This is a genomic window from Vreelandella neptunia (genome assembly GCF_022489065.1).
Lineage (GTDB): Bacteria > Pseudomonadota > Gammaproteobacteria > Pseudomonadales > Halomonadaceae > Vreelandella > Vreelandella neptunia_A.
Genome location: NZ_JAKVTW010000009.1, coordinates 70403 through 91200 on the forward strand (window position 1 = coordinate 70403; position 20798 = coordinate 91200).

A 20798-nucleotide genomic window follows, 5' to 3' on the forward strand; every position below is an offset into this window, starting at 1 on the left:
CTAGAGCGCGCCCGTAAGAGGAGTCGGTTTCGCCGCCGGTTTCGCCAGCAGTAAGTGGCAAGTGCCGATAGAGCGCTCGATAAAGCCACCCTCGCAGTAGCATAAATAGTAGCGCCACATGCGAATAAAGCGCTCGTCATATCCTAGCTTGCGAATTTGCTCAAGGCTGGCTTCAAAGCGGTGTCGCCACTCACGTAGGGTGCGCGCATAGTGAGGGCCAATTTCGTCTAAAGCGACCACGTTCAGCGACGTTTTGCGCATAACGCTGCTTAACATAGCGTGGTGCGAGGGTAGAAAACCGCCCGGAAAAATGTAGCGCTTGATAAAGTCCATGTCGCGCTTAGCTTCTTCAAAGCGCTGATCACGAATAGTGATGGCTTGTAACATGGCCTGTCCATCGTCGGTCAACAGGCTATCGAGTTTAGTGAGGTAAGTGTCGAGATACTGATGCCCAACTGCCTCGATCATTTCGACTGAAATGAGTCGATCATAGTGGCCGGTTAATTCACGATAATCCTGCTTGAGCAGGGTGATGCGATCCTCCAGCCCCTCTTCTTTAATACGCTGGGCAGTATGGGCGTGCTGCTCATCTGAAATGGTCGTTGTCGTGACACGGCAGCCGCGAGTTTTCGCCGCATGAATCGCCAGACCACCCCAGCCAGTGCCAATTTCTAACAGATGATGCTGGGGCTGAACGTCGAGCTTCTCGAGCATCAAATCAAGCTTATAGGTTGACGCTTCTTCCAAGCTTGCTTCCGGGTAGGGGAAAACAGCGCTTGAATACATCCAGTGATGGCGATCAAGAAATGTTGAAAAAAGGTCATTACCAATATCGTAGTGGGCGGCGATATTGCGCTTAGAGCCATTCAGGCTGTTGCGTTGAAAACGGTAGGCGGCACCCAGGAGCCAACGGGCAAGCCGGGCGCTGCCGTTCTCCATTTTCCCATTTACATGCTCAAGGTTTGAAGCGAACAGCCGCACCAGCGCGACGAGGTCATCGGCATCCCAATCGCCATCCATATAAGACTCGGCCGCGCCAACGGTACCGCCAAAGGCAAGCCTCTTCCAGGCGCGTGAGTGGCGTATCACTACCGTTACTTGCAACGGGCCTTCTTGCCCTAGGTGATGGCATTGATTGCCCTCAATCAGGGTGATGCGGCCGCCGCGAAAGGTATCCAGCTGCGCCATTAGGCGAGGTTTCAGCCATTTGGTTAAACGGTTTTGCGCCACTGGCTGAAGGTTCGGGGGCGTGGAACGCAGGGTCGTCACTTTGAAGTCTCCTTGCGCTTGGGGTGGTTATACACGGGGACGCGCTTAAGCCACAGGCGAAGCGCTTCAAAATGAATACCCGCAATGGTTTTCAGGCTCATCCACGGTTGGCGAGCCAAGGTTTTGAGCAGCGCGCCGCGGGTGGCGGGTGAGGCCTCAAGGGTTAATGTGGCATCAAAATGGCACTGCTGATCCTGCCAGTTTTCCATATGTAGAAAGAGCTTTTCGCCGGGGGCGTTAAACTTCCAGCGGTAGGTCATTTCCATGGGATTAAACGGCGAGACATGAAGATCTTTATCAAAGTGCGCCTGATGGCTATGGCGCGAAGGGTCTACAGCAGAGGCATAACGTGTCCGCTCACGCCAAGGCATGTTAGTCACTTCGCTCAATACCGCAGCCAACCTGCCCAGGTGGTCGTAAGCGTAGTAAACGGAGATAGGGTTAAACATGCAGCCTAACGTGCGTAGCTGGGTCAGTACGCAAATACGACCATTGGGAGTACTGCCCAACTGACGAACAAGCTCTTCGCGCACGGCGGTTTTAAGCGGCCGGTCGGTTGGGCCCAGATAATCTTCGCGCCGAAAACGCGCCAACGCAGGTCGGCGAGCACTAAACCCAGGCACCTTGTCGAATAGGTCGGGTAGTTCATCCAGATCCAGCCACGCCATCCATACCTGATAACTAAAGGCGTGTGTTTTGGGCGTGAATCGCCGGTGGCGTAAAGTGCCGCGATAGATACGCGAGCGCGGTGTAGCAATCATCCCAGCCCCTCGACGCCTTGGGTCGTTAGCAGCTCGTGGGCAGGTAGCGCGGAAGGCGCTTCAGACGGTGGGGCGGCTTCATCGCACCCCAACGCCTGGGCCACCCTAAGCGCACTCCACACGCCATCTTCGTGGAAACCGTTACGCCAATAGGCGCCGCAGAAATGAGTGCGGTGAGCTATCGACGATATCTCTGCGTGGCGTGCTTGAGCCGCTTGACCCGCCAAGGTGAACTGAGGATGCGCGTAGGTATAACGCCCCAGTACCTTGCTTGGGTCGATGCTCGCGCTGTCATTCAGGGTGACGCAAAAGGTGGTGTCGCTCTCTATTCGCTGGAGGATGTTCATGTCGTAAGTGACTGATACCCGCGCTCCACTATCACGCTGATCCAGGCGGTAGTTCCAGCTCGCCCAGGCGCGCTTGCGACGCGGCAGCAGGGCGGTGTCGGTATGCAGTACCACTTCATTATCCTGATACGGCATGGCGCTAAGCACCTCTGTCTCGACATCGATGGCATCGCCCAGCAGTGCTAGTGCCTGATCGGCGTGACAGGCCAGCACTACTTGGTCAAAGTGATGCGTACCGGAGGGCGTGGTAATAGTGACACCCGTGCTGTTACGGCTAATCTGCGTAACAGGTGTATTAAGGTGAATACGCGACGCGTAAGGAGCCGTTAAGTTGGGGATATAGCTTTTGGAACCGCCCACCAGGGTGTACCACTGCGGACGATGATTAACCGATAACAGGCCGTGATTACGAAAAAAACGCACGAAAAATGCCAGCGGAAAGGCGCGTAAATCGCTAATGCTGGCCGACCAAATAGCGGCCCCCATGGGCAGTAAGTAGCGCTGTTGGAAATCGCGGTTGTAGTGGTTCTGGTCTAGGTACTCACCCAAGGTCATGTGCTCGGGCAGCTCTTTGCTCTCAAGCGCGCGAGTAGCCTGCTTGTTAAAGCGTAGGATATCCCGCAGCAGTCGATAAAAAGAGGGATTAAAAAAATTGCGCCGCTGGGCAAACAGTGACCCAAGCGTATGCCCGTTATACTCAAAGTCCCGCGCAGTCTCATGGACCGAGAAGCTCATCTCTGTCGCTTGGGAAGCGACGCCGAGAGTGGCCATCAAGCGCTGAAAGTGCGGGTAGGTCCAGTCGTTAAAGACAATAAAGCCGGTATCAATAGCGTACGGCTGCCCCTCAACGGTGACATCCATGGTGGCAGTGTGACCGCCAAGCCGCGAGTCCGACTCAAATAGCGTGACTTCATGCTGTGCAGAGAGATACCAGCCAGCGGCCATGCCGCTGATGCCGCTGCCAACAATGGCTATACGATGCGATGCCCCTGTGCTTTTTGATACCAGGGTACTCATGATGACTCCTTCTGAGCACGGGTCATGCGCAGGCCAATCTGACGGCGCAAGGCAGGAGGCAAAATACCCAGCAATTTGACCAAGTAGGTAAAGCGACGAGGGAAATGGATATCCAATCGTCCTTTTATCAGGCCTGCGATAATCGCATCCGCCGCTTGCTCGGCGGTAACCTGCATAGGCATGGGGAAGTCGTTACGCTCGGTGAGCGGTGTTTTTACAAAACCAGGATGAATAATGCTGACATCAATGCCTTCCTGATCAAGATCCAGGCGCAGTGACTCAAAAAAGTAGCTAACTGCGGCTTTAGAGGCGCCATAGGCCTCAGCGCGGGGCAGCGATAAATAAGCCGAGGCGCTGGAGGTGGCGGCTAACCGGGCAGGTAAACCCTCTTTACGCGCTTCGCGTAGCAGGGGCAGGGCAGCTTCGACGCCGTACAGGGTGCCGAATAAATTAGGTTTAAAAACCCGCTCTACTAAATCCATATCGAACTGCTGAGCGTCGAGATATTCGCAGGTGCCCGCGTTAAACAGCGCTAAATCCAACGCCCCTAAGCGCTCGCGAAGAGCGTCACCCGCCTTGAGCACCGCTGCACGGTCACTGATATCCAGGGGAAGGGGGTAGGCATGGGGATGGCCTTGGCATAGTGCTTCGAGTGCCTCAGCGTTACGAGCGCTAAGCACAACGTGGTGACCTTGGGCGATGAGCTTACGCGCCAGGGCCTCACCAATACCTGACGTGGCACCGGTTAACCAAATGCGTTGGGGCGTTTTCCATGTACTCATCAAACCTCCTAGTGCGCCCCGCCGTGGTGTTAAAGCCATGATGGTAAAACCAGGGTGTTAAAACCTAGGCAAGGCGGTTTTTTAACCAGCGAATGATGCTGCCCATCAGCGGAATGTGTTCGTAGAGCATGGCGCCAGCATCGAAGTAGTCACGATGGCGCTCAACGCGTCCATCGGCTGCAAAGGTTAGTGCGCTACAACCTTCAACCCTTACAGGTTTTCCTCCTGCCAAACGTGGATGAATGAAGGTCATTGTCCAGGTAACAAACGCTTGCTGACCCTGTACTTGCCGAGTGTGATAAACGAATTGGCACTCTTCGACATTTTCATACATGGTTGAAAAATAACGCGCTAACGTCTCGCGACCTTCAATGTGGTGCAGCGGGTCGCTGAAAACAATATTTTCAGTATATACCTCGTATAGCTTTTCTGTACAGGTATTGTCTAGTTTATTGAAAAAGGTGCAGAACGTCTCCAGCGCCGCAGGCTCATCCATGACTGACTCCCTCTTGGCTTAGTGAAAATAAGGGTTTAGTGGAAATGATAAAAAATAATACTTGGATGACAGGGATCACTATTTAGATAGCGATTTGAACGCCTCCAGCGCGCGCAGGCGGGCTGCTTTGTGATCGACAATGGGCGCCGGGTACTTTACATCGGTGAGTAGGTCTTGCGGCGGCGCATGTCGCGCTTTCGCGGGAAGCTCCGCAAGCTCGGGCAGCCAGTGGGCGATAAACTCACTATCAGCATCAAAGCGGGTGGACTGGGTAGTGGGGTTAAAGATGCGAAAATACGGCGCGGCATCGGTACCCGTAGAGGCGGCCCACTGCCAGCCGCCGTTGTTGGCACAGAACTCACCGTCGACCAGGTGGCGCATAAAAAAGGTCTCGCCACGCCGCCAGTCAATCAGCAGGTGCTTGCTTAAGAACATTGCCGTTACCATGCGTAAGCGGTTATGCATCCAGCCAGTGGTGACTAACTGGCGCATGGCGGCATCCACAATGGGATAGCCTGTACGCCCCTCACACCAGGCTTGAAAGCCTTCCTCGTCGTCACGCCACGCTAATTGTTTAGTGTGCTCCTGGAAGGGCTGATAGCGGCACACCTGGGGAAAGCCCACCGCAACGTGCTGATAAAATTCGCGCCATACCAGTTCGTTGACCCAGGTGGTCAGGCCTAAATCACCATCACCTAAATGACCGCCATTCTCCGCCATCACCGCTTGCAAGCACTGACGGTGGGAGATCATGCCTAATGCCAGATACGGTGAAAGCTCGCTGGTACCGCGTACCTTGGGCAAATCACGCTGCGCTTTATAGTGTCGGCCCCGAAAGCGTAAGAAACGCGCTAAATTATCCGCCGCAGGACTTTCACCGGCTGGCCATAGGCGACCATCGATCGGCGTACTATCGAGTTCGGGCAGAGCAGGCAATGGATCGCTTTTAATATCCAGGGCGGTTTGCACCTTGGGCGTATCCCGCAGGGCCAACTGATCAGCACTGACCTGCTTGTGCCAAGCGTTGGAAAACGGTGTGAAAACGCCGTAGTAATCACCTTTGCCGGTTAACAGGCTGCCGGGGGCAAATGCCACGGCATCATGGTAGCCATGGGCGGCAATACCAGCCTGCTTAAACGCGTTTTGCACGGACTGGTCCCGCTGGCGCTCATTGAGGGCGTACTCATAGTTAAAGTGTAACTGGTCAACACCATGTTCCCGTGCGATCTCAAGTAGTGTGTCCGGTGCTTGGTCATAGCGCTCTATGTCGCGATGAAGCAGCGGAATATTCAAACCGTTCAGGGCTGCCTTAACGGCGGCAACACCGCGAGCCCAAAAGTCCAGCTTGTTGGCGCCGTGCCCGTGCTCTTGCCACTGGGGGATGCTGCGCAAAAAGACCGCTATGACAGGACCTTTAGCCGCGGCGGCGGCCAGCGCGGTGTTATCGTCAATGCGCAGGTCACTGCGCAGCCAAATTAACTGCCGTTTCATAGGCTCTCCTGTTATAGGGGGGCTCCGGGGCTCCTGCGGCGCAAAAAAATGGCCGGTCGCCAGAGAGCGAACGGCCAGGGTAGGCGCGTGCGGGTCAGAGTACGCCAGACTCGCGTAACAGCGGTCGCAGGCGAGCAATCGCCTGGGGCAGATCATCGCCGAGCATGTGTACCGGGCCATCGCGCAGGTCTGCTTCGCGTAGGCGAGCTACTTCGCCACATACGCCAATCGGTACGTTTAGCGTCGCTGCTGCCTTGGGCAGCGCTTGGTGAATATAGCTATCACTTTCGCGCTGACCACTGGATAGCAGCACCATCGATGAGTGTAACCGCGCGACTGCCTGAGGGAGATCCTCAAGGGGCAGTGAGTGGTCCAGCATCTGTACCCGGTAGCCCTGCTCGCTGGCCATCAGTGCCGACATCAACACCCAAAGCGGGCCGGGGTCGTCGGGCATGGCGTTGAGCAGAATCAGCGGGCCCCGGGTAGCTTGGTTGGCATAATGCAAGCGGATACCCACTTGGCTGCGCAAAAACGCTTCCAACGTACGGCGAACAAGCTGATCTGCCTGAATGGCCCACTTCGCTTCAAGGCTTAAAATCACCGGTTGCCACAGCTCATTAATAGCAATGCTGAGCGGATAGAGCGCTAGGCTCTGGTGATAAAACGTTTCCAGTTTGGGGAGGTCTAGGGCTTCGATAATGGCTTGCAGTTGCTGGCGCTGGCTAGCCCAGTCGCCCGCATCGGGCGTGGGCGTCTCAATTGTTTCTGGCTGGTCAAGCAAGTCGGCGACTTGACTGACCGGCACACCACGATTGAGCCACTGCAAAATGCGTTCGATGCGGGTGATATCGTCTTGAGCGTAAAGCCGGTGACCTTTCGGTGTGCGCTGGGGGCGTATTAATCCGTAACGTCGTTCCCAGGCGCGCAGTGTGACCGAATTAACGCCCGTCAAACGAGACACTTCGCGTATCGGATAGAGTGGCGTATCGGGTGGGTGGGTCGCCTTGAGACTCATGGGCGCCAGTACCTCTTGGTTAACTGCAGCCAGGGGCTGCAGGGGACTGTCATTGTTCGCCGTGGCGAAGGTGTAGCATGTTCCATGTAAAAGTTGCCTGATAAAGAGCTGAACATTAGCACGATACTGTATGCCCATTTGTACAACTTGTCGCTACTCGGTACAACCTTTATAAGAATGCTTCTTAGCCAGTAAAACATTCTAACAATTAGACCGACCGACCTATTAGTGCTTCTCCCAGGCCGTGTCCAGAAAGCCATGCATCTTCTACGCGCCCTCCACGAAAGCTATCGCCGCATAAGGCTAGGCCGTTTTCACTGTATAAATATGCATGTTCAGAAGAGGACGCTGGCTGTGCATAACGCCACCGATGAGCGCCTATTTCAATCAGGTTAGGTAACGCTGTTGAGGTGGGGAGAATCCTTTTCAGCGCGGCTACTAGTTGCTCAGCGACTTCATCCGCGGATAGTTCTAAATGCGCTTCGCTCCAGTCGAGATGGGCTAGCAGGCTGAGGCTCTCAGGCTGAGCTTCACGCCCTGGTTTGGTTTGATTACGTGACACGATGTTAAGCACTTGGCGTGGGGAGTGGTGCGCTATTCGCACCATTTGCCAGTCTGGTTCCACGCCGGGTATTGCCGGAATGGGGCCGTCAAAAATGGCCCATCCCGCCCAGCAGGCACGCTGTTTCCGCGTTTGGCACGCTGCCGCCAAGTTATCGTCCCAAGCCGCCACAAGCTTATGGGCTTGAGGCGGTGGTGCGCTAATCACGACCCGATCATATGGCCCAAAACTAATGCCGGCAGCGTCGACTAACTGCCATCCCATGTGCGCGCGTTGGAGCCTAACGATAGAGGTGTCGGCATGCAGTGAGACACGGGGTAGTGCCGTCAGTGAGTCAGCTAGATGGCGGGTTAAGGCGCTCATTCTGGGGGCGCCGGTGAAGCGCATTTGGCCATCATTGTGCGCCTGCCAGCCATTTGGACTAGCCTGATAGGTGCGTGTTGGCCAAGGGGCTAGGCAGCCGACAGCGAGCCATTCATCGACGGCGCGTTGGAAAACGGGGTCACGCACGCTGAATGCCTGGGCACCTAAATCGAGTGTTGCGAGTGGCCTACGCTTACTCGACATGCGACCTCCAGGGCCGCGGGCTTTATCAAATAGTGTGACGCTAGCGCCGCAGTTTGCTAGTACCTGCCCACATGCGAGTCCTGAGATACCTGCCCCGATAATGGCGATCGAGTGATGAGCAGTAAGCGGCAGTGTAGCCATGATCCCTCGCGGCGTTTAACAGCGTGTTAGGTGAATTAAACAGGCGGTCTATCGTAGCAGTTTTGTATAAATATCGTACAATTTAGTTATCGATTAATTTACCTGCCAAACGGATACCCAGCAATGCCATCCACAGGAGTATTTCCATGCGCGTACTAGTGACCGGAGGCAGTGGTTTTGTCGGCCAGCGGCTTTGCCAGCAATTGATTGAGCGGGGCCACGAGGTGCAGGTGGTTTCCCGTAGCCCTCATCAAGTACGCAGCCGCTTACCCAGCGACTGTGATATACGCGATAGCGCCCAAGCATTTATAGAATCGCCGCCGGATGCGTTAATTAACCTAGCCGGTGAGCCCATTGCGGCCAAGCGGTGGAGCGAGGAGCAGAAAGCTAAACTGATTAATTCCCGTGTGGCGGCGACCCAGCAGCTGGTGGCGCTGTGCGAACAGCTAAAAGCCAACGGTCAGCCGCTGCCAAAAGTCATCGTGTCGGGCTCTGCCATGGGCTACTACGGCGATCAGGGCAAGCGCGTGGTGACCGAAGAGACCATGCCTAACGATGAGTTCGCCCATCGTCTTTGCAAGCAGTGGGAAGCTGCCGCTAAACCCATAGAGGCACTGGGGGTGCGTTTAGCGATTTTGCGTACGGGGTTGGTGTTAGAGGCGGGCGGCGGCACTCTGCAGAAGATGCTACCGCCATTTAAGTTAGGGTTAGGCGGTCGTTTTGGCAGTGGCGAGCAGTTTATGCCGTGGATTCATCGCGACGATTTGGTCGCGGCGATCCTGTTTCTTATCGATCAAGAGGGTTTGAGCGGCGCCTTCAATGGCAGCGCCCCGCATCCGGTGACCAATGCCACCTTTACTAAAACCCTGGCCAGTCATCTCAATCGCCCGGCCATTTTTCCGGTACCCGCTTTTGTGCTGAAAGCGGGCTTCGGAGAAATGTCGCGGCTACTGCTGACCGGGGCTGATATGCGCCCCGCGCGCCTTGAGGCAGCTGGATTTACATTTCAGTATCCAACCCTGAACAAGGCGCTTAAGGCCATTCTTTAGCGCTGATGATTAACGGTCAGCATCGACGGTGATAATCACCCGCACTGAGTCCAGCCGCAGGCGGGTGTTCTCAATGGCTTCACTGAGCGCCTGGCGCTCGTTTTTCAGGGCGTCGATCTCTGCGCCGCGTACGGCAGGGTTGTGCTCCGCCAGCGCGGTTAAACGGGCAATCTCAGCATCCAGTTGGGCGCGCATGCGCGCCTCAGCATTTTCGACAATACTGGGCAGCTGTCGCTCGGCTTCACCCTCACCCTGAGTCAGCAGCTCGCGCAGTTGGTCGTGGCGGCTCTTGATCAAATCCCGGGCCAGAGATTTGTTGACCTTCTGAAGGTTTTTGCCCAAACCGGTGAAGGAGATCTTGCTGGTCAGGTTGGCACCAGACTCATCCAGCAGCAGTCGCACCGCGGTGGGCGGCAAGAAGCGGTTAAGGTGCAGCTTTTTGGGCGCCGGGCAGTGGGTGCGGAACACCAGCTCGGCCATCAAGCGACCGCTGGGGATGGCGTCGTGGCGCAGCAGGGCGAGCGCCGAATTACCCATGGTGCCGTCCAGTACGCGGCCCATCATTTCACGCAGCAGCGGATGCTCCCAGGAGAGCCGCTGCACATCGTCACGGGCCAGCGCCTGGGCGCGGCTGTAGGTGGCGGTAAAGCCCTCTTCACCTTTCACCAAGCCTGGCAAGCCATCCAGCATATGTTGGCTGGGCTGCAGGTGCATGAGCCCTTTGCCGATCTCCTGGCTCTCTACCCCAAAAATGTCCAGCGCCCGTTCAAGGTAGCGCGGCAGGGCGACGTCATCATCAAGCTCGCGCACCGCGTCGATCACCTTTTGTGCGCGTGCGGGGCGGCAGGCGTTGAGTTCCAGCAACCGGTTGCGGCCCGCATCGTGTTCCGCCAGTTTGGCGCTAAACAGGGTTCGGGTTTCGGCGATGATCTCTTCAAGCGCTTCATCATCCAGCAGGGCGTCAGCCAGGGCGTCGCCAAAGGCATCAAACAGGTCGTTGCCGACGCCGTGGGGGGCGCTGAACGCATCCATACCTTCGTGGTACCAGCGCAGCAGGCGCTCGCCGGGGCTGCCTTCAAAGGTGGGGATATGCAGCTCAATCGCATGGAGTTGGCCAATACGATCCAGGCGGCCAATGCGCTGTTCGAGCTGATCCGGGTGCTGGGGCATATCGAACATCACCAGGTGGCGGCAGAACTGGAAGTTGCGCCCCTCTGAGCCAATTTCCGAGCACACCAGCACCTGTACGCCCTCATCCTCATCGGCAAAAGCCGCCGCCGCGCGGTCACGCTCTATCAGGGAGAGGTCTTCGTGGAACACCGGCGCATGGTAGCCGCCCAGCACCCGTAGTCCTTCAGCAAGGCCTTCAGCAGTTTCCCGGTGGTGGGCAATGACCAGCACTTTCTCGTTGGCAAAACCGTTCTCGCCATCGTCGCTAAGCTTTTCCAGCAGCCAGTTAACTCTCGGGTCGATGTGCCACCAGTCTTCGCCGTTGAGCGGATCATTACTCATCTCGCGATAAGCCGCATCGGGATAGATCAGCACATCGGGGTGATCCATGCCGGTCTCGATCAGCAGTTCGTCGAGGTAGTCGTCGTCACGCTCTAAGCGGCGAACCACTCGGCGGTAGGCCGAGGGCAGGGCTAGTGGCACTAAATTTAAGCGCCGTTCGGGAAAGCCCCCAACATGGCGGCGGCTGTTACGGAACATCACCCGGCCTGTGCCGTGGCGGTCAAGCAGCGCTTCGCTTAATTGGGCTCGAGCATTGTCTTGCTGCTCTTTGCTCGCCTCCTCATTACACAGCGTGGCCAGCAGTGCCTGGCTGTCGCGGTCATCCGCCACGGCGGAAACGTGAGCGCTAGCATCAGGGTTGCCGGGCAGTGCCTCCAGCGCATCAATGGCGCGGGCCACGTCGGTGTAGTGGCTCTCTTCGGCCTTGAAGCGTTCCAGGTCGTGGTAGCGCTCGCCATCCAGCAATCGCAGGCGGGCAAAGTGGCTCTTGATGCCCATCTGTTCGGGGGTGGCAGTGAGCAGCAGCAGGCCGGGAATCACGGTCGAAAGCTGCTCAACGCAGCGGTAGCCGGGGCCGCTGCCCTCTTCGCTCCAGTCCAGGTGGTGCGCTTCATCCACAATCAGCAGGTCGAACTGGCTGGCCAGTGCCTGCTCCTGACGTTGCGGGTTGGCAAATAGCCAGCCCTGGCTGGCTAACACCAGCTGAGCGCTCTCAAAGGGGTTTTCGCTGCCGTGAGCCTGGCTCTGGGTTTCATCCAGCAGCGAAACGTTAAGCGAGAAGCGCCGCAGTAGCTCGACCAGCCACTGATGCGTGAGGCTGTCGGGCACCAGAATCAGCGCCCGCTCAACGCGGCCGTTGAGCAGCAGACGGTGCAAAATCAGGCCGGCTTCGATGGTTTTACCCAGGCCCACTTCATCCGCCAACAGAACCCGGGGCGCATGGCGGTTGGCGACTTCATTGGCAATGTAAAGCTGGTGAGGTATCAGGTCGATACGCGGCCCGGAAAAGCCCAGCGCGCTGTGCTGCTCAATACGTTGATAGTGGTGCAGGGTACGAAAGCGCAAATCAAACCAGTCATTACGATCGACTTGGCCGGTGAGTAAGCGGTCGCGGGCCTGGTCGAACTGCATGGTATCGGCGAGTTTGGCCTCGGGCAGTTCGCGCAGATTACCCTCGCTATCTTCACCGATATAGGTAATCAGGCCATCGGATTCTTTGCTGTCATCAACCACCATCTGCCAGCCGTCGGCAGAGAGTACGCGGTCGCCGCTGCCAAACATAACGCGGGTAAGCGGGGCCTGGCGGGTATTGTAGGTACGGGTTTCCTGACTGGCACTGAACAAAATGGTAACGCTACGGGCGTCGCAGTTAAGCACGGTGCCGAGCCCAAGCTCAGCTTCGCCGTCGCTAATCCAGCGTTGGCCGGGAGAAAAATCGCTCATGATGCCTCGGAGGAGTCTGCAAAACGGGTCGACTGCCGCCGGAGGGGAGCACCGGCAGCAACAGGGCGGGGGATTCTAACGCAAAGCAGCGGGGGGATTAAGGTGTATCGGCATCAATCTTGTAACCAGCGATCCAGATGGGCGCGGGTAAGTTCGCCCACATGCACATCTAAGGTATTTCCCTGGTCATCAAATAGCACCGTAGTGGGCAGACCCGGTGCTTTGAAAAGGGCCATCAACTGTTGGCCGGGGTCGCGCAGCGCATAGCGAAACTCGAGCTGCTGCTCATCCAGGTAGCGCACCATGGGCAGTAGGTCTTCACCCTGATTAGCGACCACGACACTAACGCCATCGCGCTGGGCCGCCTCTTCAAGCAACGGCATCTCACGCAGACAGGGCGGGCACCAGGTGGCCCACAAATTAACGATAATCAGATCACCGCCTTCGATGAGCGATGGCAAATGTACCGGGTTGCCCTCTACATCTTCCAAGGTGACCTCGGGCAGGGCGTCAACCGCGAACGCTTTACCAAGCGGTGCCAAGGTGACCAGTACCAGCCATAGACTGGAAGCGGCGATCAGCAAGGCCAACGCACCGCCCATGGCGAGCAGATGCGCACGTAGCGTCCAGGCCGTCCATATTAACCCTGCAGCCATGCCCCAAAGGCCGTGATAGCCGGGCTGCCATACCTTTAACGCTTCCAGTGGTACCGCGCTGTAACTGTCTAGATTGAGCAGAATATAGCCGACCCGTGCGCCCACTAGCCAAATAACGATCAGTCCGGTAAACCAGCGCTGCTGGGCTGGGCGCGGCAGCCCTAATAAAAACCGCGCAGCGAGTAAAAGCAGCAGTGCGCAGCCAACGGCATAAAGGCGGGGCAGCGAAATCAGTAGCGGGCCGAGAGCAATGGCGTTCATGGATTTCCAGTTCAGGTTTTTAACTTAGGTTTTTTAACTTCGGTTTCCAGTTAAGCATGCTGTGAAGCAGGTACACTGGGAGACCATATCATGCGAGCTGAAAATTACGGAGACGTTATGCCCCCACCCGCTTTTGATAGGCTGCGCGCGCTAGCGATCGGCTCCCAAGCGATTGGCTTAATACTGATTATTACCCTAGAAACCATCATGGGGGACGGTGCGCGCCCTTGGCAGGGTGTTGTACTGGCCGCCATGCTGGTCACTGCGCTAACGATTGCGCTGGTGCGACTATACCGGCGTAATCTCGCCCGCAAGCGTTGGGCAGAGCGCCTGGATGACCATGACCATGACGATGCCTAATGCCAAGGGTTGGCGTCAATGGTTGAGCATAGTGACGCTGTGCAGCCTGTTGGTGGGGTGTACCCACGCGGTGGTTCGCGAACATCACACTGCGCTCGCGCCATCAGAAGCGCGTAATACGTGGTTGGGCAGCCAAGCGCATCAGGCGTTAGCAGAGCAGTCAGACCCCGACGGGTTCGCGCTCCTGGCCGATGGTAAAGACGCCTTCTCTGCACGGGTGGGCTTGATTCGCCAAGCCCAGCGGGAGCTAGATATTCAAACCTATCTACTGGGCGATGGCCAAACCACGCGGTTGATCTTGGCGCAGCTGATTAAAGCGGCGGAAGAGGGCGTCCGGGTGCGCCTGCTGGTCGACGATATCGGCGCCATTGGCCAGGGCGACCGCTTGGCAGCACTGGCGAGTCATCCGGGGATTTATGTGCGGGTGTACAACCCGTTAGCGATGGGCCGTGGTCATATGCTCACCCGCATTCTGGCATCCGTGGTGGATCCTGCCCAACAGCATCGGCGCATGCATAACAAGCTTTGGGTGGCGGATAATAGCGTCGCCATCGTGGGTGGGCGGAATTTGGGCGATGAATATTTTGATGCCAACGACTCGCGCAATTTCGCCGATTTGGACTTTGTCACCATTGGTGACGTTGTGCCAGCGCTGTCGGATAGTTTTGACCTGTATTGGAATCACGGCCTGTCGCAGCCCATTGAACGCTATCACGCGGTGGAAGAGGGTGCCTGGCAGACGCTGAACACGGAGCTTGAGAATTGGCTGGATAACAATGCCGACTCGGAATATTTTACCGAACTGCGCCGCCAGCCGCGCAGCGCACCGCCTTGGCAAACCCTGCACTGGGGCGAAGGGCTGGCGATGTGGGATACCCCTGGCAAGCTGTCATCTGCCACGCCTGAGTGGCGAGACACTCTGCTGGGTGATTTAACCGCTGCTGCCCCACTTAATCAGCACTTGGTCATTATCTCAGCCTACTTCGTGCCTACCGAGCAAGGGGTGCAGCGCTTGACCGAGTTGGCCGACCAGGGTGTCACCGTCGAAATTATTACCAACTCACTCGAATCCACCGATGCCGCCGTGGTGCACGGTGCTTACGCGCCCTGGCGTGAAGAGCTGTTATCCCACGGAGTGGCGCTTTTTGAGCTGCGCCCAGAGCAAGAAGCAGGCGCGGATGATGATATGCGAGTGCCCGGGGCCTCTGCTTCGGCGCTACATATTAAGGCGTTACGCTTTGACGACCAGCTATTTGTCGGCTCGTTTAACGTTGACCCTCGCTCCATCTACTGGAATACAGAAGTGGGTGTGCTGGCGCGCAGCGAGTCGCTGATGCAGGCATTTAACGAGTTAGTGGCGTTAGGCCGAGACCCATCGCTGAGCTATCGTGTGGAACTCACACCCCAGGGCGAATTGAACTGGCACTTGGAGCGCGATGGTGAAATGCACGTTTTAACTGCTGAGCCTGGGAGTGTTTGGCGCCATTTCAACGCCTGGTTGAGCCACACGCTCAAGTTTGAGCGTTGGCTGTAGCGCATTTTGCGAAGTAGCGTTAGAAACTGGTGCTTGTGTTTTTGGCGTTCCAGTTCCAGATTAATAGCAGCCTTAACGATTGTCCGCTGGGGCACACTAAAAAATTGAACAACCTCTTACGATACTGGGAGCGACAAATAATATGATCAATAAGCGCGCATTAGCCACCGCTGTGGCGGCCTCAACCCTGGCAATGACTGGATTAGCACAGGCAGAGGTCAAAGTTGGCTTCTTGGGCGGCTTTACCGGGGGAATTGAAAGTTTAACACCACCGATTTTTGAAGGTGCCCAACTGGCCGTTGAGCAGATCAATGAGCAAGGTGGGATTCTAGACGGCCAAACGCTGGTAATGCCATCTGGCGATACCACCTGCTCCGATGCCTCGGCCGCTTCTAACGCCGCTGACCGTATGGTGAACTCTGAGAACGTGACAGCGATTGTCGGTGCCCTATGTACGGGTGCCACGATTGCGGCTGCGAACAACGCGGCCATTCCTGGTGGTGTATTGATGGTCTCGCCCGCGTCTACCGCCCCAGCGGTATCCGAGCTGGACGATAACGACCTTGTTTTCCGCACCGTGCCCTCAGATGCTTTCCAGGGGGAAATGCTGGCTAAGCTGCTGCTCGAAAAAGGCATCGATGCCGTGGCGGTGACTTACGTTAATAACGATTATGGCCAAGGCCTTTCTGACGCTTTTAGCACTGCCTTTGAAGCGGGCGGCGGTGAAATTGCCGAAAATCTTGCCCACGAAGATAACCGGGCGGATTATCGATCTGAGTTAGGCTCTCTCTCGGTGAGTGGCGTGGAGACCCTCGTCGTACTGGCCTATGCCGATACCTCCGGTCAGACCGTACTGCGTCAAGCCTATGAAAGCGGCATGTTTACCCAATACGTAGGGGCTGATGGCATGGTCGGCGACAGCTTGATCAATGCGATTGGTGCAGATGTGCTGGATGGCATGATCGCTACTCGCCCCGGCAGTCCTGATCTGCCCGGCACCGATATCTTCATCGAAGCCGCTGAAGCTGCTGAGTTAGACCCAAGCGCAGTATTTGCCGCCCAAGCCTACGACGCCGCCTTCCTGATTGCGCTAGCTATCGAGCAGAACGGCAGTGCTGATCGTGAAGGGCTTTCTGACGCACTGCGCAACGTTTCCAGCGCCCCGGGCGAAGTGATTCTGCCCGGCGAGTGGGAAAAAGCGGTTGAGTTGATTGCGGCCGGCACCGAGATTAATTATGAAGGCGCTTCCGGCTCACATGAGTTCGATGATAACGGCGACGTGCCTGGCGTGGTGGTCGAGATGGCTGTCGAGGACGGGACCTTTACCAGCAAAGGTCAGGTTGATCTTTAAGCGGAAATTGTAATTAGTTTGGCCAGCTTGAGCTGAGGGCGGAATCAATCCGTAGCGGGGGTCTTTCGCCAGGGCCGGAAATTGTTCCTTCCTTTTCCGGCATTTCCGCCATCCATGGCGGTCAGATGGCGAAAGTAGCGCCCATGGATGGGTTCACAGCGCCCCCGCCTAGGGTTGTTCCGACCGACTAGTGGCACTAAACACAACAATGCCCGACTGTTATCAGCCGGGCATTTTTTATAGGCCATCCGTTGAGAGCATCAGCCGTGGCTTTTGATCTTCTCGGGTAGTAGCCCTTTGGGTGCGAAGCGCAGCACCATGGTGATCAGCAGGCCAATCACCAGCACCCGTGCCTGTAAAGCGCGGCTATCCATATTGCCGGGGGCATCCCAGCCGAAAGCGCCTTCGCCAAAGGACACCGCTAACTGCATTAAGAACAGCGCCAGGGGCTCAGACATAATCCAGATGATATACACCGCCACCGCGCCAAAAATGGTGCCCAGGTTATTGCCCGGCCCGCCAAGTATCACCATTACCAACACCAGGAAGGTATGGTTGAGCGGCAGGTAGCCTTGAGGGTCGAAGAGGCTGTTGAATGTGCCCAGTATGCCGCCGCCTAAGCCCATCAGAATGCAGCCCAGCACGAAGATTTCCAGACGCCGTTTATTGATGTCTTTCCCCATGGCCGCAGCGGAAACTTCGTTATCGCGAATCGCCCGAATCATACGGCCCCATGGGGCGTTGTAGGCGCGATTGAGCAGAAAGAAGATCACTGCAATGATCACCGCGGTAAACGAAAGGTAGATAGCCCGCGAGAGCGTGAAACCTAATTCGGCAGGCCCCGGTGTGGGCCAGGGTAGCGGGGAAACCGTGGCAGTGCCGCGGGTCAACCAGTCAGAGTTTTTCAAAAATGCTTTGATAATTTCAGCAATGCCCAGGGTGGCAATGGCCAGATAGTCGCTGCGTAACCCCAAACAGATATGACCAATAAAGTAGCCAACGCCGCCCGCCAAGGCGCCCCCGACAATCCAGCCAATCCAGGGCGGCAAGCCTAGCCCGCCGACAAAACCTGCCTGGTTTTCAATCGCATCAGTGACCTCACGCAACTGGCTAATCACCACCAGATAAAGCACGACGCCTAATACCACTGCGATAAACGTACGCAGGGGCTTGGGTACGCCCAGTCGATCCAGCTTACTGGCGCCAACGATCAACAGGATAGCGGCAGCGCCATACAGCAACACGCGGCCAAACTCACCGGGCAGCGCGGAGCCCCAAAAGGCATCGTTGACCGGCACGCTAAAGAACATTGCACAGAAGCCGCCTAGAGCGACAAATCCCATTACCCCCGCGTTGAACTGCCCTGCGTAGCCCCACTGAATGGTTAAGCCCAGTGCCAGTATGGCGTAACAAGCGGCTTCAACGAGCATTCGGGTGCTATAGGCTGCTCCCATGATGGCGTAAACCGCTAAAATAGCCACCAGCAGCACACCAAACAGAATTAGCTCGCGCAGCGGGAAGCGGCGCGCTTGAGTAGCATCTTTTGGTGTGTAGTCCGGGTTGCGTGTTTTTGCTGAATCGCTCATTAGATCACCTTGCCCTTAAAGAGACCGGTGGGACGCCACACCAGAATGGCTACCAGAATGAAAAACGGCACCACAATTTTGTATTCGGTGCCCACAAAGGCGAGGTTCGACGGTAGCTCTAGCCAGGCGGGCAAGCTATCGCTGAAAGGGCGCAACAGCACGTTCCAGTTAAACACCGCCAGGGTTTCGGCAAAGCCGACCACAAAACCACCAGCGATGGCGCCATAAGGGTGGCCAACGCCGCCGACAATGGCGGCGGCAAAAATGGGCAGCAGCAGGAAGAAGCTCAAGTCGGGCTTGAAGGTAACATCCAGCGAGAGCAGCGTTCCAGCAATCGCCGCCAACGCCCCGGCAATCATCCAGGTCACCGCCACAATGGTATTGGTATTGATCCCTGATGCCTGGGCCAGCTCAGGGTTATCCGACATAGCGCGCATTGCCTTGCCCAACCGCGAGCGGTTAAGGAACAGGTGGAGTGCGACCACCGCCAACAGAGTAATCACAAACAGATAAATCTGCGGTTCGGTAATCACAATCGGCGCGCGGGCGCCCTCGAAAGGCAGCGCCAGGCGAAAAATCTCCTTGCGATCGTCCACGTAAAGGCTCTGCCCGCCAGTGCCTGAAAACAGGCGAATCAAGCCCTGCAGAATCAACGTGACACCGAGCGAGCCAATCACCAATACAATGGGCTTGACCCCGTGGGCGCGCAGCGGTTTATAGAAGGTCTTGTCGATGCCTACGGCTAAGGCGGCGGTGAGAAGCATCGCCAGTGGCAGCATCAACACTGCGGTAGGCACGCCGATGCTGGCGCCTGCTGCCGGAAACAGTGTTGTCAGCAGTAGCACCATAAAGGCACCGAAGGTCATCATGTCGGCATGGGCAAAGTGAGCAAAGCGCATAATGCTGAAAATCAGCGTTACCCCGATCGCACCAATGGCATAAATGGAGCCGCTGACGCTGCCAGCGATCACCACATTATTAATAAAAAAAGCCAGTTCGTTCACACGTTTCTCCCTGGGGCTAGCCGCCCAAAAAGCTTTTGGCGACATCGGGGTCGGCGAGCAGTGCCGCCCCGGTGTCGTTAAAGCGGTTTTGGCCAGCGGCCAGCACAAAGCCTTTATCGGCGATCGCGAGTGCCTGTTTGGCGTTCTGTTCCACCATCAAAATACCCACGCCAGCGGCGTTGATCTGTTTGACGCGGTCGAATATTTCATTCATGTAGAGCGGCGATAGCCCGGCGGTGGGTTCATCGAGCAACAGCAAGCTCGGTTCAGCCATTAGCGCACGTCCCATTGCGACCATCTGGCGCTGCCCACCGGAAAGCTCTCCGGCGGGCTGACGGCGTTTTTCATACAGAGGGGGGAAAAACTCATACACCTGAGCCAGCATACGCTTAACGTTCTGCGGCTTTAAAAACGCGCCCATCTCCAGGTTCTCCTGCACCGAAAGACTGGGAAAAACGTTCTTCTCCTGGGGCACGAAGCCCATGCCGCGCTGAACCAACTGGTTAGGGGGTAAGTTTTGAATCGGCTGTCCGTTAAGCAGTATCTCGCCCTGATTAACGCGCAGCAGGCCAAAGACTGCTTTTAGCATGGTGGACTTGCCAGCCCCGTTAGGGCCAACGATTACCCCGACCTCATCGGCCTCCAGCGTCATGTTTACCCCGTTAAGGATATTCATGCCGCCATAGCCGCCATGCACATCGCGTGCGTCGATTAATGGCCTGGTTGTTGATGACATAAGCAAAGTTTCTCAGCAAGGTCGCTTACTTAAAGCGATATCATTGTAGTCATTGGTAGGTAGCGGAAACGTCACACTTAAGCGGCATCGGTGCCAAAGTAGGCCTCAATAACCTCGGGGTTGTTCTGGATTTCGTTGATATGTCCCTCCACCATCACGCTGCCCTGGGCTAGCACAATCACCGGGTCGCAGAGGCGGGCAATCATCTCCATATCGTGCTCAATCACTAAAAAGGTGTAACCCATCTCACGGTTGAGCCGCTCAATATTACCGATCAAATCGCCCAGCAGCGTGCGGTTCACCCCGGCCGCGATCTCATCGAGCAGCACCACTTTGGCATCGGTCATCATAGTGCGGCCAAGCTCTAGAAGCTTTTTTTGACCACCGGATAAATTGCCTGCCAGTTCATTGCGAACATGGTGTAGGCCAACAAAGTCGATCACCTCCAGGGCACGACGACGCACCTCTGCCTCTTCCCGACGCACCGCGCCTGGCTTTAACCAAGCGCTGAAAAGGCTTTCACCGGCTTGCTTGGGCGGTACCATCATCAGGTTTTCCAGCGCGCTCATCTGGCTAAATTCGTGGGCAATCTGGAAGGTTCGCAGCAGCCCTTTGTGGAACCGCTGATCGGCACTGAGTGAGGTGATGTCCTCACCATCCAGCAGTACGTGACCGCTATCGGGGGTCAGCGAGCCGGCAATCAGGTTGAACAGCGTCGATTTGCCCGCACCGTTAGGGCCAATCATGCCGGTGATCGAGCCTTTCTCTACTTGAATAGAGCAGTCGTTAATCACCTGTAAGCCGCCGAATGCTTTGTTGACTCGCTGTACTTCAATAAGAGGGGTCATGGTGTCTCCA

Annotated in this window: 18 protein-coding genes; 4 read left to right on the forward strand and 14 right to left on the reverse strand. The window is 56.6% G+C overall.

What is annotated here, in order from left to right; all coding sequences use genetic code 11:
- The 8 genes from MLE19_RS13050 to MLE19_RS13085 all read right to left on the reverse strand — a co-directional run bounded on the left by MLE19_RS13050 (position 1) and on the right by MLE19_RS13085 (position 8448).
- Positions 1-1269, reverse strand: a complete 1269-nt coding sequence (locus tag MLE19_RS13050; RefSeq protein ID WP_240718619.1) for a class I SAM-dependent methyltransferase — start codon at positions 1267-1269, stop codon at positions 1-3.
- On the reverse strand, positions 1266-2030 hold the full coding sequence (locus MLE19_RS13055) for a DUF1365 domain-containing protein (RefSeq protein ID WP_240718620.1): 765 nt from the start codon (positions 2028-2030) through the stop codon (positions 1266-1268). Before MLE19_RS13055 ends, MLE19_RS13050 begins: the two co-directional genes overlap by 4 nt.
- Entirely contained in the window at positions 2027-3394 is a 1368-nt protein-coding gene (locus MLE19_RS13060; protein WP_240718621.1) for an NAD(P)/FAD-dependent oxidoreductase, read from the reverse strand. The genes MLE19_RS13055 and MLE19_RS13060 overlap by 4 nt, the downstream gene beginning before the upstream one ends.
- Positions 3391-4176 (reverse strand): SDR family NAD(P)-dependent oxidoreductase, encoded by a 786-nt coding sequence (locus MLE19_RS13065; protein WP_240718622.1) that lies wholly within the window; start codon positions 4174-4176, stop codon positions 3391-3393. Before MLE19_RS13065 ends, MLE19_RS13060 begins: the two co-directional genes overlap by 4 nt.
- A 64-nt stretch (positions 4177-4240) precedes the next feature.
- Positions 4241-4672 (reverse strand): nuclear transport factor 2 family protein, encoded by a 432-nt coding sequence (locus MLE19_RS13070; protein ID WP_240718623.1) that lies wholly within the window; start codon positions 4670-4672, stop codon positions 4241-4243.
- Between the two features lie 78 nt (positions 4673-4750).
- Positions 4751-6163, reverse strand: coding sequence for a deoxyribodipyrimidine photo-lyase (gene phrB, locus MLE19_RS13075; protein ID WP_240718624.1), 1413 nt, complete (start codon positions 6161-6163; stop codon positions 4751-4753).
- A 94-nt stretch (positions 6164-6257) separates the two neighbouring features.
- Positions 6258-7178 carry a MerR family transcriptional regulator gene (locus MLE19_RS13080; protein WP_240718625.1) on the reverse strand — a complete coding sequence of 307 codons (921 nt, stop codon included), beginning with the start codon at positions 7176-7178 and terminating at the stop codon, positions 6258-6260.
- Positions 7179-7386: 208 nt separating this feature from the next.
- On the reverse strand, positions 7387-8448 hold the full coding sequence (locus MLE19_RS13085; RefSeq protein WP_240718626.1) for an NAD(P)/FAD-dependent oxidoreductase: 1062 nt from the start codon (positions 8446-8448) through the stop codon (positions 7387-7389).
- Between the two features lie 146 nt (positions 8449-8594).
- Here MLE19_RS13085 and MLE19_RS13090 point away from each other — a divergent pair, with 146 nt between their 5' ends.
- A complete protein-coding gene (locus MLE19_RS13090; protein WP_240718627.1) occupies positions 8595-9497 on the forward strand; it encodes a TIGR01777 family oxidoreductase in 903 nt (300 codons plus the stop codon).
- 9 nt (positions 9498-9506) lie between these two features.
- On the opposite strand, the gene rapA is transcribed toward MLE19_RS13090, so the two are convergent.
- Together rapA and MLE19_RS13100 are read right to left on the reverse strand one after the other, a co-directional pair.
- Positions 9507-12452, reverse strand: coding sequence for an RNA polymerase-associated protein RapA (gene rapA, locus MLE19_RS13095; RefSeq protein WP_240718628.1), 2946 nt, complete (start codon positions 12450-12452; stop codon positions 9507-9509).
- Between the two features lie 113 nt (positions 12453-12565).
- The gene (locus MLE19_RS13100) at positions 12566-13369 is read right to left on the reverse strand and encodes a TlpA disulfide reductase family protein (RefSeq protein WP_240718629.1); all 804 of its coding nucleotides are present in this window, start codon (positions 13367-13369) and stop codon (positions 12566-12568) included.
- 117 nt (positions 13370-13486) lie between these two features.
- On the opposite strand from MLE19_RS13100, the gene MLE19_RS13105 reads away from it, so the two are divergent.
- The 3 genes from MLE19_RS13105 to MLE19_RS13115 all read left to right on the forward strand — a co-directional run bounded on the left by MLE19_RS13105 (position 13487) and on the right by MLE19_RS13115 (position 16614).
- Positions 13487-13729 (forward strand): hypothetical protein, encoded by a 243-nt coding sequence (locus MLE19_RS13105; RefSeq protein ID WP_240718630.1) that lies wholly within the window; start codon positions 13487-13489, stop codon positions 13727-13729.
- On the forward strand, positions 13716-15263 hold the full coding sequence (locus MLE19_RS13110; protein WP_240718631.1) for a phospholipase D family protein: 1548 nt from the start codon (positions 13716-13718) through the stop codon (positions 15261-15263). Before MLE19_RS13105 ends, MLE19_RS13110 begins: the two co-directional genes overlap by 14 nt.
- A 142-nt stretch (positions 15264-15405) precedes the next feature.
- Positions 15406-16614, forward strand: a complete 1209-nt coding sequence (locus MLE19_RS13115; RefSeq protein WP_240718632.1) for an ABC transporter substrate-binding protein — start codon at positions 15406-15408, stop codon at positions 16612-16614.
- A 260-nt stretch (positions 16615-16874) separates the two neighbouring features.
- Here MLE19_RS13115 and MLE19_RS13120 read toward each other — a convergent pair whose 3' ends face one another.
- The 4 genes from MLE19_RS13120 to MLE19_RS13135 form a co-directional block, all read right to left on the reverse strand.
- Positions 16875-18200, reverse strand: coding sequence for a branched-chain amino acid ABC transporter permease (locus MLE19_RS13120; RefSeq protein ID WP_240718633.1), 1326 nt, complete (start codon positions 18198-18200; stop codon positions 16875-16877).
- On the reverse strand, positions 18200-19204 hold the full coding sequence (locus tag MLE19_RS13125) for a branched-chain amino acid ABC transporter permease (protein WP_240718634.1): 1005 nt from the start codon (positions 19202-19204) through the stop codon (positions 18200-18202). The genes MLE19_RS13120 and MLE19_RS13125 overlap by 1 nt, the downstream gene beginning before the upstream one ends.
- A 16-nt stretch (positions 19205-19220) precedes the next feature.
- Positions 19221-19940, reverse strand: a complete 720-nt coding sequence (locus MLE19_RS13130; protein WP_240718635.1) for an ABC transporter ATP-binding protein — start codon at positions 19938-19940, stop codon at positions 19221-19223.
- 77 nt (positions 19941-20017) lie between these two features.
- A complete protein-coding gene (locus MLE19_RS13135; protein ID WP_240718636.1) occupies positions 20018-20788 on the reverse strand; it encodes an ABC transporter ATP-binding protein in 771 nt (256 codons plus the stop codon).
- Positions 20789-20798: the final 10 nt, after the last annotated feature.